16 protein-coding genes are annotated in these 13,828 nt (G+C 71.4%); 5 read left to right on the top strand and 11 right to left on the bottom strand.

Going from position 1 to position 13,828, the window contains the following annotated elements; all coding sequences use genetic code 11:
• Nucleotides 1-497 precede the first annotated feature (497 nt).
• Nucleotides 498-692 (bottom strand): hypothetical protein, encoded by a 195-nt coding sequence (locus EO081_RS10675; protein WP_129341915.1) that lies wholly within the window; start codon nt 690-692, stop codon nt 498-500.
• Nucleotides 693-1,198: 506 nt separating this feature from the next.
• On the bottom strand, nt 1,199-2,485 hold the full coding sequence (locus EO081_RS10670; RefSeq protein WP_129341914.1) for a GumC family protein: 1,287 nt from the start codon (nt 2,483-2,485) through the stop codon (nt 1,199-1,201).
• Between the two features lie 281 nt (nt 2,486-2,766).
• On the opposite strand from EO081_RS10670, the gene rplU reads away from it, so the two are divergent.
• From rplU to EO081_RS10650, 4 genes are all read left to right on the top strand, one after another.
• Complete coding sequence (gene rplU / locus EO081_RS10665; RefSeq protein WP_125958982.1) at nt 2,767-3,093, top strand: 50S ribosomal protein L21; 327 nt, start codon at nt 2,767-2,769, stop codon at nt 3,091-3,093.
• Between the two features lie 24 nt (nt 3,094-3,117).
• The gene (rpmA, locus tag EO081_RS10660) at nt 3,118-3,387 is read left to right on the top strand and encodes a 50S ribosomal protein L27 (RefSeq protein WP_129341913.1); all 270 of its coding nucleotides are present in this window, start codon (nt 3,118-3,120) and stop codon (nt 3,385-3,387) included.
• Nucleotides 3,388-3,562: 175 nt separating this feature from the next.
• A complete protein-coding gene (locus tag EO081_RS10655; RefSeq protein WP_129341912.1) occupies nt 3,563-4,123 on the top strand; it encodes a GNAT family N-acetyltransferase in 561 nt (186 codons plus the stop codon).
• Between the two features lie 76 nt (nt 4,124-4,199).
• A complete protein-coding gene (locus EO081_RS10650; RefSeq protein ID WP_183947929.1) occupies nt 4,200-5,423 on the top strand; it encodes a threonine synthase in 1,224 nt (407 codons plus the stop codon).
• A 9-nt stretch (nt 5,424-5,432) separates the two neighbouring features.
• On the opposite strand, the gene EO081_RS10645 is transcribed toward EO081_RS10650, so the two are convergent.
• From EO081_RS10645 to EO081_RS10625, 5 genes are read right to left on the bottom strand one after another with little or no spacing between them, the layout of a single operon-like run.
• Nucleotides 5,433-6,005, bottom strand: a complete 573-nt coding sequence (locus EO081_RS10645) for a hypothetical protein (RefSeq protein WP_129341911.1) — start codon at nt 6,003-6,005, stop codon at nt 5,433-5,435.
• Between the two features lie 32 nt (nt 6,006-6,037).
• Complete coding sequence (locus EO081_RS10640; RefSeq protein WP_183947930.1) at nt 6,038-6,595, bottom strand: GNAT family N-acetyltransferase; 558 nt, start codon at nt 6,593-6,595, stop codon at nt 6,038-6,040.
• Nucleotides 6,592-7,383 (bottom strand): LysR family transcriptional regulator, encoded by a 792-nt coding sequence (locus EO081_RS10635; RefSeq protein WP_129341910.1) that lies wholly within the window; start codon nt 7,381-7,383, stop codon nt 6,592-6,594. Before EO081_RS10635 ends, EO081_RS10640 begins: the two co-directional genes overlap by 4 nt.
• Nucleotides 7,380-7,778, bottom strand: a complete 399-nt coding sequence (gene apaG / locus EO081_RS10630; RefSeq protein ID WP_129341909.1) for a Co2+/Mg2+ efflux protein ApaG — start codon at nt 7,776-7,778, stop codon at nt 7,380-7,382. Before apaG ends, EO081_RS10635 begins: the two co-directional genes overlap by 4 nt.
• Entirely contained in the window at nt 7,775-8,983 is a 1,209-nt protein-coding gene (locus EO081_RS10625; RefSeq protein ID WP_129341908.1) for a trans-sulfuration enzyme family protein, read from the bottom strand. Before EO081_RS10625 ends, apaG begins: the two co-directional genes overlap by 4 nt.
• A 131-nt stretch (nt 8,984-9,114) precedes the next feature.
• Between EO081_RS10625 and EO081_RS10620 the strand changes: the two genes are divergently transcribed.
• Nucleotides 9,115-10,359, top strand: coding sequence for a phospholipid carrier-dependent glycosyltransferase (locus tag EO081_RS10620; protein WP_129341907.1), 1,245 nt, complete (start codon nt 9,115-9,117; stop codon nt 10,357-10,359).
• 183 nt (nt 10,360-10,542) lie between these two features.
• Here EO081_RS10620 and EO081_RS10615 read toward each other — a convergent pair whose 3' ends face one another.
• Genes EO081_RS10615 through EO081_RS10600 form a run of 4 tightly spaced genes read right to left on the bottom strand, consistent with a single transcriptional unit; the run spans nt 10,543 to nt 13,690 of the window.
• On the bottom strand, nt 10,543-11,661 hold the full coding sequence (locus tag EO081_RS10615) for a glycosyltransferase family 2 protein (RefSeq protein ID WP_129341906.1): 1,119 nt from the start codon (nt 11,659-11,661) through the stop codon (nt 10,543-10,545).
• Nucleotides 11,658-12,704 carry a 3-isopropylmalate dehydrogenase gene (gene leuB, locus EO081_RS10610; RefSeq protein WP_129341905.1) on the bottom strand — a complete coding sequence of 349 codons (1,047 nt, stop codon included), beginning with the start codon at nt 12,702-12,704 and terminating at the stop codon, nt 11,658-11,660. Before leuB ends, EO081_RS10615 begins: the two co-directional genes overlap by 4 nt.
• Before the next feature lie 47 nt (nt 12,705-12,751).
• Entirely contained in the window at nt 12,752-13,483 is a 732-nt protein-coding gene (gene recO / locus EO081_RS10605; RefSeq protein WP_129341904.1) for a DNA repair protein RecO, read from the bottom strand.
• A 9-nt stretch (nt 13,484-13,492) separates the two neighbouring features.
• A complete protein-coding gene (locus tag EO081_RS10600; protein WP_129341903.1) occupies nt 13,493-13,690 on the bottom strand; it encodes a hypothetical protein in 198 nt (65 codons plus the stop codon).
• Between the last annotated feature and the right edge of the window lie 138 nt (nt 13,691-13,828).

Here is a 13,828-nt window from a genome sequence, read left to right as displayed (position 1 = left end):
AGGGTCTCGGTCCAGCACCACTTCCGCCTCCTGAAGGGCGCAAAGCGTGTACCGCGCCCGATCTCCGGTAGGAAAGGCGCGTCGCGGCGCGTGGCCGAAAGCGGACCTGCGGCCTTCGCGGGAGGAGCAGGAGCCCCTCCGGGGAGCGGATCGGCGCGCCGGCGTCGGTGGCGAAGGATCGCTGCGATGGTCACTACCCGGGCAGAAGCGGCATCGCCTTCCCTGCAGCGAGATGCGCCTCGGCCCGGCGCTGGCACGGCAGGGTCACTGTTGCGGCGCTCCCGCTCGGGCGCGGGCGAGGAACGCAGGCGGCGGCCGGGATGCCGGAGCTCCCCAGCACCCGCGATGCGTCCCTTCCGGCGGCACTCAGGCCGCCCGCGCGGCCGGCTCTTCCAGGGACAAGCCCGCGCGCTTCCCGAACCAGCCGACACGCCGAGGTCCGACGGGTTCGCGAGTCCCGTGCCGCACGCGACCGCCGCGAACGGCGAAGCGCAAGATCACCGCGCCAGGTTCAACGTGACCTCGACGGAGATCTCGATCGAAGGAGACAGGGTCAGGTTGCGCACGCTCGCGACCTGCTCCTTGAGGAACCCGGCGTCGGCAAGCCCCCCTATTCGTTGCGATATCCCGCTCAGCAGCACCGCGCTTGCGACGATCCAGCAAGCGGCAAGAACCTTTATGCGCGTCCCCATGTCACCAACCCTCCGCCGCAACCGTTCAACACGAGCGGTCTCGATGCCGTGCGCGCGAAAGGGTGGACTCGCATCTGCGTTCGCGCCGGTGCACCTGCCCGCTTCTACCAGACCAAGCCGGGGTTGATCCAACGAACAATGGCGAAGGGCATCCGGCCGCGCGGGCCGGGGTGAACGCCAGCGGAAGCCGCGCGGGCGCAGGGTTCCTGCTGCCCGGCAGGACGCGCCCCAGGGCAGCGATGGGGGCCGTCGAGCCCTCCCGCCGCCGGCACGCCGCGACGCGGCCCCGGGAACAGGCGGAGCCGCGATGGAGGCGCCTGGGGACCTGGACTCCCGCCCTACGGGAGTACGGCGCGGGCGGGTTGCCAAGGCCTGGCCGGGGAAGGTCACGACCGGGAAGCAGGCTCGCGTGCGGTTCTCGGCTGCGCGGGGTTTCCGAACTCCGGGATGCATGGGCCGATGCGCGCAGGCGCCTGGGTTCGGGCACGCAGAGTCGCGGGTTCCTCCTAGCCCAGCGCGATCACCGGGGCGCCCGTGGCCAGTTCCACGCCATGGTCGGTCCGGATGCGCGGCTCCAGGAACTCGAGCCCCATCACGGTGGCGAGCCCGACGGCGATGCCCAGCACCGTTCCCAGCACCAGCATCAACGGCAGGTTGGGCTTGTAGGGAAGACCCGGCGGGTCGGCGCGATCGAGCAGGCTGGCATTGGCCTGGCTCGCCTGGCTGCGCACGAACTGCTGCCCGATCTCGCGACGCATCTGGTCGTAGGTCTGCTGCGCGGCATCGACGTCGCGCTGGAGGACGGTGAGCCGGTTCTGGTCGTCGGAGCCGGCGATCATCGCCTGCTCCCGCGCCGCGAGCCGCGCGCGGACGCTCGCCTCCCGCCGGCGGGAGGCGGTGCTGGCGGCCTCCACCGACTCGGCCGCGCTGCCGATCGCGGCGGACAGCTGCCCCTGGAGCGCCGTCAGCTGCGCGGTCGCGGCCTGCATGTCCGGATGGCTCGGCCCCAGCGTGCGGGAGAGTTCGGCCACGCGCCCCGCCTGCGCCGCGACGCTGGTGCGCAGCTGCTGCACGGCCATGTCGGACGCCACCTCGGGCACGCTGCGGGAGCCGGCGCGCGACTGCGCCTCGGCAGCGGCACCTTCCGCCTGGGCGAGTTCCGCGTTCAGCGTCCGCAGCGCCTCCGCATCCAGGTCGAAGCGGCCGGCGCCCACCAACCCGCGCTGCTGCTGGTAGCGGGCCAGCGCCTGCTGCGCCGTCTCGAGCCGTTCGCGCACGTCGCGGGTGCGGCGCTCCAGCCAGCTCGAATAGCCCTGCGCGGCGACCGCCCGCAGCTGCGGCACCCTGGCGAGATAGGCTTCGGCAAAGGCGTTCGCGATGCGCGCCGCCCGCTCGGCATCGCGATCCTCCGCGTTGACGATCATCACGTTGCTGGCCTTCGCATTGGTGACGCTGACGCGGGCGCGCAGGGACGCGGCCGCACGCTCCAGCCCGGCCGCGTCCGTGCCACCGCCCGCCGCCCCGCCCAGCCGCGCCGCCACGTCCTGCGCCACCCGCATGCTGCGCAGCACGTCGCCCTGGGTCGCGAGCAGGGCGTTGCTGCTCTGCGGCGCGTCGCCGGCCATGCTCTGCGGATCGGACTGGGCGACGTTGAACAGCACCGATGCAGAGGCGCGGTAGAGTCGCGGCTGGGCGACCGTCCAGCCGGCGACCAGCAGCAGCACCGCCGCCGCGACCAGCACCACCAGCCGCCATCGGACCCGCACCGCCGCCACCAGATCGCCCGCACCCATCCGCGCCCCCGTTCCTCGCTTCCGGGGACAGGCTAGGCCACGACCCGGCGCGCGGCCACGGGAAGCCCCTCCATTCCCGAGTGATTCGCGTCCGAGTCGCGCAGGGCTTGTCTCGGCCCGCGGGCGGCGCTAACGGCCCCCTCCCGCCTGCCCCGCACCCTCCTGCGTGGCCCCTTGCGGGCGATCAGCCTTGACACAAGGGCCGGGCTCGCCTAGCTCGCCCTCTCTCCTGCGCCGGGCTTCCCTGCGCGGGCACATGCTTTTGGGAAGTGATGAGGGCCATGTTCGCAGTCGTGCGCACGGGCGGCAAGCAGTATCGCGTCGCCGCCGGAGACAAGATCGTCGTTGAAAAGCTGGACGGCGACGCCGGCAGCAACGTGACCCTGGGCGACGTTCTGCTCGCCGGCGAGGGCAGCGAGCTGAAGTCGGTCGAGGGCCTCACGGTCTCCGCCGAGATCGTCGCCCAGGCGAAGGGTGAGAAGGTGATCGTTTTCAAGAAGCGTCGCCGCCATAACTATCGCCGCAAGAACGGCCATCGCCAGCAGCACACCATCCTGAAGATCACCGCGATCGGCGACAGCCGCGCTGACGACAGCGCAGCCGCCTGAGCGCGAACACGAGGAGTTTGAACCATGGCACATAAGAAAGCAGGCGGCTCTTCGCGCAACGGTCGCGATTCGGCAGGCCGTCGCCTCGGCGTGAAGAAGTTCGGTGGCCAGGAAGTGGTCGCCGGCAACATTATCGTGCGCCAGCGCGGGACCAAGTTCTACCCGGGCGTCAACGTCGGCATGGGCAAGGACCACACCCTGTTCGCGCTCGTCGACGGCCGCGTGTCGTTCCGCGAGGGCAAGCTCGGCCGTAAATTCTGCTCGGTCGACATGCCGGCGATTGCGGCTGAATAAATAGGGCGACCAACCGGGTTGCCCACCAGGGCGACCCGGGTCCCGCATCCAGCGGGACCAGCCAACAAGGGAGACGGGTCCGCCCCGGCTCCCTTTTTTCTTGCTCCCTCTGCCCGAAATGGTCGCGGCGCTGTCATCAAGACGGCGTAGGCGCCCGCGCAAGAGGAGAGCGCACATGTTCGCCCGTACCGAACGCCTGACGCTGCGGCCCGGCTGGGCCGAGGATGCCCCTCAGCTCGCCCGCGCCGCGGGCCACGAAGCCGTCGCGCGCAACACCAGCCGCATGCCCTGGCCCTATGCGCTGGGCGATGCCGAGGCGTTTCTGCGCACGCCGCAGGCCCCGCGCACCCCCGCGCTGCTGGTGTTCGCGCACGAGGGCGACGACATCCGCCTGGTGGGCGGCGCCGGCCTCCACCGGGGCGACGAGGGCGGGCACGAGCTCGGCTATTGGATCACACCCGACGCCTGGGGCCGCGGCTATGCGACCGAGGCGGCGCGGGCGCTGCTCGCGATCGCCGACACGCTCGGGATCCCGGAGGTGTCCGCGCGCCACTTCCTCGACAACCCCGCCTCCGGCCGCGTGCTGCGCAAGCTGGACTTCCGCCCGACCGGGGAGCAGGCCCTCGCCCATTGCCGCGCGCGGGGGAGCGACCTCCCGGCCGTGCACTACACCCGCCGGCGCGCGGGGAGCCCGGCCCTGCCCGACCGCTTCGACGCGCCGCCGCTCGCAGCCTGATCGAGGGGCGGGTCGTGCGCGACGGCCCGCCCCCGGACGCGTGACAGCCCGCCGCCGCGCGGTCTAAGCAGGCGGGGTGAACGAGAATCTGCACCGCGACCGGCCGACCTTCGTCAGCCACCTCGAATGCTCGATGACGGGCGAGCGCTACGAAGCCGACCGGCTGCACGGCCTCTCCCGGGTCGGTCGGCCGCTCCTCGTCCGCTACGAGCTGGAGGCGCTCGGGCAGGCGGTGTCACGGGATGCGATCGCCGCGCGCCCGACCGACCTCTGGCGCTGGCGCGAGCTGCTGCCGGTGCGCCGGACCGCGAGCATCGTGTCGCTGGGCGAGATCGAGACGCCGCTGGTGCCGATCCCCCGCTCGGGCGGCCCTGGTGCGATCGTCAAGGACGAAGGGCGGCTCCCCACCGGATCGTTCAAGGCGCGCGGGCTGGTGATGGCGGTGGCGATGGCGCGCGAGCTGGGCGTCACCCGCATCGCGATGCCGACCAACGGCAATGCCGGCGCGGCGCTCGCCGCCTATGCGGCGCGCTGCGGCATCGAGACGGTGGTGCTCTGCCCGGAGGAGACGCCGGAGGTGAACGTCCGCGAGATCGCGGCGCAGGGCGCGCGCGTCTGGCGGGTCAACGGCCAGATCGACGAGTGCGGCGCGATCGTCGCCCGCGGCGCCGCGGAAGGCCGCTGGTTCGACTTCTCAACGCTCAAGGAGCCGTACCGGATCGAGGGCAAGAAGACGATGGGGCTGGAGCTCGCCGCCCAGTTCGGCTGGGAGCTGCCCGACGCGATCTTCTATCCCACCGGCGGCGGCACCGGCCTGATCGGCATGTGGAAGGCGTTCGACGAAATGGAGCGGCTCGGCTGGATCGGCTCGAAGCGGCCCCGCATGTACGCGGTGCAGGCGTCCGGCTGCGCGCCGATCGTGCGCGCGTTCGAGGCGGGCGTGGACCATGCCGAGCGCTGGGAGGACGCCGCCACCGTCGCCGCGGGCATCCGCGTGCCGCGCGCGGTGGGCGACTTCCTGATCCTGCGGGCGGTGCGCGAATCGGGCGGCCGCGCGCTTGCGGTCGGCGATCCCGCCATCCTCACTGCGGTGGACGAGGCGGCGCGCAAGGACGGCCTGCTGCTCTGCCCCGAGGGCGGCGCGACGCTTGCGGCCTACCGCCAGGCGCTCGCCGACGGGCTCGTCGACCCGGAGGAGCGCACGGTCCTGTTCAACTGCGCGACGGGGCTGAAGTACCCGATGCCGCCGGCCGACAACTGGCTGGACCGCAACGCCGAAATCGATTTGGCTTCCCTTTAGGCGATTGCTTCAGCGCACCCGGCGGAAGCTCTGCGGCAGCGGCCGGGTCGGCCGCTGCCCGGCAGAGCGGTTGCTCCAGGCCTCCGGAAAGGCGCCGAAGCGGAGCTCTTCCCCGTCGGTCCAGGCCGCGTCGTAGAGCAGGGTCCCGAGCGGGGCGAAGTCGATCGGGGCGCAGCGACGTCCCGCCACCGACCGCGCCACACCGAGCTTCCAGCCCTTCATCCCGCAGCCGGAGGAGGGGCTGTCGGCACGATTGTACTGTGCGACGACTGCCGCGGCCTGCGGTGTCAGGGTGATCGCGCGAACATGGTGGCGCAGGAGCCACCGCCCGCCGTCCACCTGCACGGGCAAGAGCGTGCCCCGGAAGTGGAGTTTGAACGTTGGAACGTCGCACGCGCGGGTCTCATAGACCTGGGACACGGCCTGCAATCGCCGATGCGTGAGGGTGACGCGCGTGACGACGCCGTGCCGGCCGTTTTCGCCAATCGGCAGGCAGGCGGTCTCCCAAATCCCGTGGATCGGCGGAGGCTGCACAGGCGGGGACGCGCCCAGCAACAGCAGCAGTGCAACTATCGCCGTCATGCCTCGTCCCCTCCCCGGCCGGCGCGCGCCTGCTAGTCCCGCGGCGGCCTGCTCAGCCACTCCTCGCGCAGTAGGCCGTAGATCAGGCTGTCGCGGATGCCGATGTGGGTTTCCCACTCGGCGCGCAGGCGGCCCTCCAGCGTGAAGCCCAAGCGTCCCAGCAACGCGCGCGAGGCCATGTTGTCGGGATCGGTGTCCGCGAACACGCGGCGGCGGCCCTCGCTGGCGAAGAGCTGGTCGAGCACGGCCGACACCGCCTCGCGCGCCAACCCCGAGCCCCGATGCTCGCGGGCGATCATGTAGCCGAGCTCGCACGCGCCGTTGCGCTTCTCGCCGACGGCGACGAAGCCGATCGCGGGCCCGCCTTCTCGCGGCGCGAACACCCAACTGCGCCAGTCGGGGGCGGCGGCGTTGCGCTCCAGGTGCGCGCGCGTCTCCGCCAGGCTCTCCATTGGCGGATGCGACCACCAGGTCATGCTGGCGGGATCGGAGAGCGTCGGGTGCAGCGCCTCCGCATCGGCGGCTTCGAGCGCGCGCAGCCGCAGCCGCGGCGTCTCCAGCACCGGCAATGCCGGCGGCACCGGGTTCACGCGCCCAGCGCCTCGACCAGTGCCCGGACCTTCTTCTGGCGCCACTGCGGCAGCGGGGCGACCAGCCAATAGCCCTCCCGCCCCGCCTGCGCCTCGCCCAGCGCCACGACCCGGCCGGCGGCCAGATCGGCCCGCGCGAGCAGCTCCGGCACGGTCGTGCGCCCCAGCCCGGCGGCAGCCGCATCGATCGCGAGGCCGGCATCGGCGACCTGCACCAGCGCCTGCGCCTCGCCACCCGGGCAACCCGGCCAGCCGATCACGGTGTCGGTGCCGAAACCGGGCGCGGCGACCGTCACCAGCCCCTCCGACTCCAGCGCCTCACCCTCGTGCACGCCCGGCCCCTCGCCCCAGCGGATCGCCAGGTCAAGGTTCGCCTCGGTGAACTCGACGGCCTCGTCGGCGGCGACCAGCACGAAGCGGAGCTCGCGATCGGTACGCGCGATCTCCGCGAGCTTGGGCATCAGCCACTTCTGGGTCAGGTCGCGCGGCGCCGCGACCGTCAGCGACTTGGACGACTGGCCCGCCTGCATGGCGCGCACCGCCTCCTCGAACTGGAGGAAGCCGTCGCGCAGCGCCGCCAAGCCCGCCTCGCCTTCCGGTGTCAGCTCCAGCCCCTTGGTGGTGCGGCGGAACAGCACCACGCCCAGCGTGTCCTCCAGCGCGCGAACCTGCTGGCCGACCGCTGCCGGCGTCACCGCCAGCTCGTCGGCGGCGCGGGTGAAGGACAGGTGGCGCGCGGCCGCATCCAGCACGCGCAGGCCATTCAGCGGCAGGTGCGTCCGCTTCACGCGCCCACCGCCGGTGCCGTGAGCGCGAACTTGGGGATGGCCACGTCGAACGCGGCGCCGTCGGTGTCGAGCATGTGATAGCTACCCTGCATCGATCCGGTGGGGGTGGAGAGCGGGCAGCCGGACACATAGTCGTAGCTGGCGCCCGGCAGGATCAGCGGCTGTTCGCCGACGACGCCCTCGCCCTCCACCGTGTGGCGCTCGCCGCGGCCGTCGGTGATGATCCAGTGGCGGGTCAGCAGCTGGGCGGCGCGCTCGCCGTTGTTCTCGATGCGGATGTGATAGGCCCAGAACCAGCGCGCCTGCGCCGGCTCCGACTGTTCGGCCAGATAACTGACGGAGACGCGCACGGTGATCCCGCGCGTCTCGGCCACATAGGGGAAGAACGCCTTCACAGCCCCGCCGCGGTGAGCGCCTGGTCGAGATCCTCGATCAGGTCCTGCGGATCCTCGAGCCCGACGTTGAGGCGCAACAGCCCCTCGCCGATGCCCATCTCGACGCGCTTGTCCTCGGCCACACTGGCATGGGTGGTGGAGGCCGGGTGCGTCATCAGCGAGCGCGAGTCGCCGATGTTGTTGCTGATGTCGATCAGCGCCAGCGCGTCGAGCAGCGCGTGCGCCTGGGTGCGGCCGCCGTCGACCTCGAACGAGAAGATCGGGCCGGCCGCATCCATCTGCGCCATCGCCAGCGCATGCTGCGGATGACTGGGAAGGCCCGGATGGTTGATGCGCGGCACGCGCGTTTCCAGGAAGCGGCCGACCGCGAGCGCATTCTCGCTCTGGCGGCGGATTCGCAGGTCCAGCGTCTCCAGGCCCTTGAGCACCACCCAGGCGTTGAACGCGGACAGCGTCGGGCCGGTGTTGCGGGTGAAGGGCAGCAGCACGTCGTTGATGAAGGCGCTGGTGCCGGTCACCGCACCGGCGAGCACGCGGCCCTGCCCGTCCATCATCTTGGTCGCGGAATAGGCGACGACGTCGGCGCCGAACTCCATCGGCCGCTGCAGCGCCGGGGTGGCAAAGGCGTTGTCGACGACCGAGACGATGCCGCGTTCGCGCGCGATGCCGCACACCGCCTTCAGGTCGACCACGTCCATGGTCGGGTTGGACGGCGTCTCGAAGAAGAAGACCTTGGTGTTGGGCCGCGCGGCGTCGGCGAACTGCTGCGCGTCGCGCGCGTCGACCACGGTCGTCTCGATGCCGAACTTGGGCAGCAGCGTGTCGGTGAGCCAGCGGCACGATCCGAACAGCGCGCGGCCGGCAACGACATGATCGCCCTGCTGCAGCTGGCAAAGCAGCGCCGCGGTCATCGCCGCCATGCCCGACGCCATCGTCCGGCACGCCTCGGCCCCTTCCAGCAGCGCGATGCGCTCCTCCAGCATCTCCACGGTCGGATTCTGCAGGCGGGAATAGGTCATCCCCTGCTGCTCGCCCGCAAAGCGTGCGGCGGCGTCGCCTGCCTTGTCGTAGCAATAGCCCGAGGTCAGGAACAGCGCCTCGGAGGTTTCGCCGAACTCGCTGCGGGCGGTGCCGCCGCGCACGGCCTGCGTCGCCGGGCGCCAGTTGCGGGTGATCGTGCGGTCTTGTCCGGTGGTACGCTTCATGGCGCTCGCTTTGCTCCCTTGAGGCGAGCCGTGCAAGCATTTGGGGCAGGCCCGATGCTCCGCTCCGGAGGTACGCCGCGCCGCGCTGCACGCCCTATCCCCGGCGGCGCTTCCGACCTATCAGCACGGCCATGCTCTCCCGCCTGCGCGATCGCCCGTGGACCCTGGCCCTGCTGATCGGCGCGGCCGCGCAGCTGCTGTTCTGCTATCGGCTGGGTGCGCCGTCGGTGCTGACGTTCGATGAGATCCACTATGTCCCGGCCGCGCGCACGCTCTGGGCGCTGGCGGAGCCAGCCAACACCGAGCATCCGCTGGTCGCAAAGGAACTGATCGGCCTCGGCATCCGCCTGTTCGGCGACAATCCGATCGGCTGGCGGGCGCTGTCGACGCTGGCCGGGACGGCCACGGTGCTGGGCGTGTTCGCGATCCTGTGGCTGCTGTTCGGGCGCGCCCGCATCGCGGTGCTGGGCGCCGTGTTCGTGCTGCTCAACCAGACCGTCTACATCCAGGCGCGGATCGCGATGCTGGAGGGGTTTCTGGGCGCGTTCGTGACCTGCGCGATCGCCGCCCTGCTATGGGCGATGCGGGCGCCGCGCGGGCGCGTGTGGCCGCGGCTGCTGCTGTCGGGGGTGCTGTTCGGCCTGGCGGTGGGCACCAAATGGGTGGCGGCGCCCTATGTCGCCCTGGCCTGCCTGCTGATCCTGTGGACCAAGTGGCGCGACCGCGACCGTTACTTCCCCGGCGTCCACGCGATCGCCGCCGTGCTGGTGCTGGGGCTGGCGAGCATCGCCACCTATTTCCTCACCTTCCTGCCGGCCTTCTTCTACCGCCTCGATCCGATGACGCTGGGCGAGCTGATCCCGTTCCAGCGCTATATGTACGAGCGCCAGACGCAGCTGCTGCCGCCGCATCCTTATCAGTCGGACTGGTGGAGCTGGCCGCTGCTGGTCCGCCCGATCTGGTATTTCTACGAGCCCGACGGGGGCGTGCAGCGCGGCGTGCTGCTGATCGGCAACCCGGTGATCTGGTACGGCGGCCTGGTCGCGGTGGCGGCGTGCCTGTGGGCGGGGCTACGCCGGCGCTCGTCCGCGATCGGGGGGGCCGGGCTGCTGTGGGTCGCGTCGCTGGCGATCTGGGCGGCGATCCCCAAGTCGCTCGGCTTCTTCTATTACTACCACCTGTCGGGCATCTTCCTGTGCGTGGCGATCGCCGCGGCCTTTCACGCCTGGCCGCAGAGCCGGCGCCGCTACCTGGACGAGATCTTCCTGTTCGCGGCGCTGTTCGCCTTCTTCCACTTCTGGCCGATCCTGAGCGCCGCGCCCTTGGACGGGCCGGGCGCGTTCAACCGCTGGATGTGGTTCGACAGCTGGCGGTGAAGCGACGTTCAGCGCAGGCGTTGCGCCATTTCCCCTTATCCGTTCGCCTCGAGTAGCCATCGAGCTCGTCGAGATGGCGTATCGAGAGGTCGGCGGTTGCGGCTCTCTCGATACGGGCTCTCGACAAGCTCCATCCCTACTCGAGACAAGCGGGAAAGGAGGGATGTCGATCCGACCGATGCCTCACGCCGCCGGCCTGCGGCCGTAGCGTCCCCAGGTGAAGCGGCTCGACAGCGCGAAGTTCCAAACCGCGCCCACCAGCACGCCCGCCAGCGCCGGCACCGCCCAGGCGCCGCCGCGCACGTCATAGAGGAAGGCGGCGACCCCGACGTTGGCGACCGCCCCCACCGCGCACACGAGGCAGAAGGACACCCAGCCGTCGAGCAGCGCCCGCGCGCCCTTCAGCCGGCGGTCGCGATAGGTGAGCGCGTTGTTGAGGAAGAAGTTGAACGTCATCGCCGCGACCGTCGCCAGGATGGTGGCGGCGACGAAGCCGATCGGCGCCAGTTCCAGCAGCAGCGCCAGCAGCCCCAGGTGCACCGCCGCGCCCGCCGCGCCGATCGCGGAGAACAGCACGAAGCGCACCGGCACGATCCGCCCGAACATGCGGTCGTAGAGCGCGATCAGATATTCGAGCGCCACGACATGGTCGAGCTTGCTCTCGCCGGCCACGCGCGTGCGGAACACATAGGGCAGCTCCACGAAGCGCAGGGGTCGCGGACTCGCCGTCACGATGTCGAGCAGGATCTTGAAGCCGATCCCCGACAGCGACGGCACCAGCGCCCGCACCAGCGGCGTTCGGATCATGAAGAATCCGCTCATCGGGTCGGACAGATCGGCCTTCAGCAGCCGGCGCGACAGCCTGGTGGCGAAGGCGGACTTGGCGACACGATCGGCGTCCCACTCCCCGGTGCCGCCGCCGTCCACGAAGCGCGACCCGATCACCAGGTCGAGGTCCGCGTCGCCCTCCAGCGCGTCGAGCATGCGCGGCAGCAGCGTCTCGTCATGCTGGAGGTCGCCGTCGATCACCGCCACCACCGGCGCGGCGGTGGCGCACATCCCCTCGATGCACGCGGTCGAGAGCCCGCGGCGGCCGATCCGCTGGATCACCCGCACCCGGGAGTCCGTCGCCGCCAGCGCGCGTGCGGCCTCCGCGGTCCCGTCCGGGCTGTCGTCGTCGACGAAGATCACTTCCCACGCCCGGCCTGCGAGCGCCGCCGCCAGCTTCTCCACGAGCAGCGCCACATTGGCGCGCTCGTTGAAGACCGGGACGACGACCGCGAGCGCGAGCGCCAGGTTCACGCCAGCCGGGCCAGGACCGCGTCGGCCATCTCGGCGGTGGTGGCGGTGCCGCCCAGGTCGGGCGTCCGCACACCCGCGGTCAGCGCCCCCGCGACCGCGCGCTCGATCCGCTCGGCCGAAACCTCGTCGTCGAGCGAGTAGCGCAGCATCATCGCCGCCGACAGGATCGTCGCGCACGGATTGGCCTTGCCCTGGCCGGCGATGTCGGGCGCCGATCCGTGGATCGGCTCGTACAGGCCCTTCTTGCCGGTATCGAGCGCGGCCGAGGGCAGCATGCCGATCGAGCCGGCGCACATGCTCGCCTGGTCGGACAGGATGTCGCCGAACAGGTTGCCGGTGACGATCACGTCGAACTGGCCCGGGTTGCGCACCAGCTGCATGGCGGCGTTGTCGACGTACATGTGCGTCAGGTGCACGTCCGGATATTCGGTCGCGACGCTCTTCACCACGTCGCGCCACAGCTGGCTGGTCTCCAGCACATTGGCCTTGTCGACCGAGCAGAGCCGCTTCTTGCGCACGCGGGCGGTCTCGAAGCCGACGCGGGCGATCCGCTCCACCTCGCGCTCGTTGTAGCTCATCAGGTCATAGCCCTGGCGCAGGCCGTCCATCGTGGTGCGCCGGCCCTTTTCGCCGAAGTACACGTCGCCGTTCAGCTCGCGCACGATCACCATGTCGATCGCGCCCGCGACCTCGGGCTTGAGCGCGGAGGCGTCTTCCAGGCCGGGGAACAGCTTGGCCGGGCGCAGGTTGGCGAACAGCCCCAGCTCGCGGCGCAGGCCCAGGATCGCCTGCTCGGGCCGGAACGCGCGCTCGACCGCATCGAAGCGGGGATCGCCGACCGCGCCGAACAGCACCGCATCGGCGCGCTTGGCGAGCGCCAGCGTCTCGGGCGGCAGCGGATGGCCCTTCTCGAGATAGGCGGCGCCGCCGACGGGCGCTTCCTCGAAGCTCAGGTCAAGCGACAGAGCCTCGAGCACACGGCGTGCCTGGGCGATAACTTCCGGTCCGATCCCGTCTCCGGGCAGCAAGGCGATCAGCGACATTCCACTCCTTTCGCTTGGCGCTGCGGGGATTGGCCCAGCCGCCCCGCTCACGCAACCGCCCTTTTGAGCCTTTCGACCAGTCGTTGCCGCGCCGCCAGCGCCTCCGCGCCGCGTCCGACCAGCACGTCGCGCTCCAGGAAATGCCCGGTCAGCCGCAGCGCGTCGAACAGCTGGGGCCAGTCCGCCTCGCCTCCTTCGCGCAGGAAGGCAGGCAGCGGCAGCAGCCGGGTCTCATAGCCCGACGCCGCGGCGCGGCTGACGGCGCCGCCGCTCCTGGGGCTCACAAAGGCGAGGTCCTCGGCCGTGCCGGTCGCGACGCAGCGCTCCAGGTCGAGACCGAAGCCGAGTTCCGCCAGCACCAGCAGTTCGTAGCGGGCGAGCGCCGCCGCCCAGCCACGCGCCGCCGGCGCCGCCTCCACCGCGTCGAGCACTGCCGACAGCGCCGCATGCAGCCGCGGATAGGGCAGTCCGTCCGGCAGCGCGGTGGCGGTCAGCGCGCACGCCCATTCGATCGCGGCGGCTGCCAAAGGCTCGGCGAACAGGGGCGCGCGGCTGTGCACCAGCTCCACCGTCAGCCCGGCCAGCTGCTCCTCGGTGCGCGCGCGCCATTCGCCGCGCACGAGATTGGCCGGCTGGAGCACCGGGCGCAGCGCCCGCGAGCGCCCGCCGCGGACGTAGCCCGGCTGCACCCCCGAACGCGCGGTCAACGCCCGCACCACCGCGCCATGCTCGCCATGCCCGCGCACGGACAGCAGGATGGCCTCGGCGATCAGGTGCATGGCCGCGCCTCAGCCCTCGCAGTAATCCAGGTACGACACCACGTCGTTGCTGGTCTGGAGGTAGAGCCCGGCCTGGATGTCCTCCGGCTCGGCCGCCGCGCGCGCCAGCGCCTCGGCCAACGTGCCGTAGAGGATGGTGGTGGCGACCCCACCCTCGTCGTCGAGGTGGTAGAGCCGGACGGCGACATCGTGCGAGATGGTGCGCATGGCCCTGCCATGCCGCATCGGCGGGCGGGGTGCCAGTGGGCTCCGACCCTTCTCCCGCTCCCACCCCGTTTGTCTCGAGTAGTCGTCGAGCTTGTCGAGAGCCCGTACCGAGAGAGCCGCAACAACCGGCCTCTCGAT

The sequence above is a fragment of the Sphingomonas desiccabilis genome (assembly GCF_004135605.1).
Classification (GTDB): domain Bacteria; phylum Pseudomonadota; class Alphaproteobacteria; order Sphingomonadales; family Sphingomonadaceae; genus Sphingomonas; species Sphingomonas desiccabilis.
Note: the sequence above shows the minus strand (reverse complement) of the source record. Positions and strands in the feature narration are given on the sequence as shown.

What these genes read in the sequence shown, in the direction of transcription:
- EO081_RS10645 (WP_129341911.1), bottom strand. Translation starts at nt 6,005, where the DNA reads ATGACGGCGATAGTTGCACTGCTGCTGTTGCTGGGCGCGTCCCCGCCT.
- EO081_RS10675 (WP_129341915.1), bottom strand. Translation starts at nt 692, where the DNA reads ATGGGGACGCGCATAAAGGTTCTTGCCGCTTGCTGGATCGTCGCAAGC.
- rplU (WP_125958982.1), top strand. Translation starts at nt 2,767, where the DNA reads ATGTTCGCAGTCGTGCGCACGGGCGGCAAGCAGTATCGCGTCGCCGCC.
- EO081_RS10620 (WP_129341907.1), top strand. Translation starts at nt 9,115, where the DNA reads ATGCTCTCCCGCCTGCGCGATCGCCCGTGGACCCTGGCCCTGCTGATC.
- recO (WP_129341904.1), bottom strand. Translation starts at nt 13,483, where the DNA reads ATGCACCTGATCGCCGAGGCCATCCTGCTGTCCGTGCGCGGGCATGGC.
- rpmA (WP_129341913.1), top strand. Translation starts at nt 3,118, where the DNA reads ATGGCACATAAGAAAGCAGGCGGCTCTTCGCGCAACGGTCGCGATTCG.
- EO081_RS10600 (WP_129341903.1), bottom strand. Translation starts at nt 13,690, where the DNA reads ATGCGCACCATCTCGCACGATGTCGCCGTCCGGCTCTACCACCTCGAC.
- EO081_RS10625 (WP_129341908.1), bottom strand. Translation starts at nt 8,983, where the DNA reads ATGAAGCGTACCACCGGACAAGACCGCACGATCACCCGCAACTGGCGC.
- EO081_RS10670 (WP_129341914.1), bottom strand. Translation starts at nt 2,485, where the DNA reads ATGGGTGCGGGCGATCTGGTGGCGGCGGTGCGGGTCCGATGGCGGCTG.
- leuB (WP_129341905.1), bottom strand. Translation starts at nt 12,704, where the DNA reads ATGTCGCTGATCGCCTTGCTGCCCGGAGACGGGATCGGACCGGAAGTT.
- EO081_RS10655 (WP_129341912.1), top strand. Translation starts at nt 3,563, where the DNA reads ATGTTCGCCCGTACCGAACGCCTGACGCTGCGGCCCGGCTGGGCCGAG.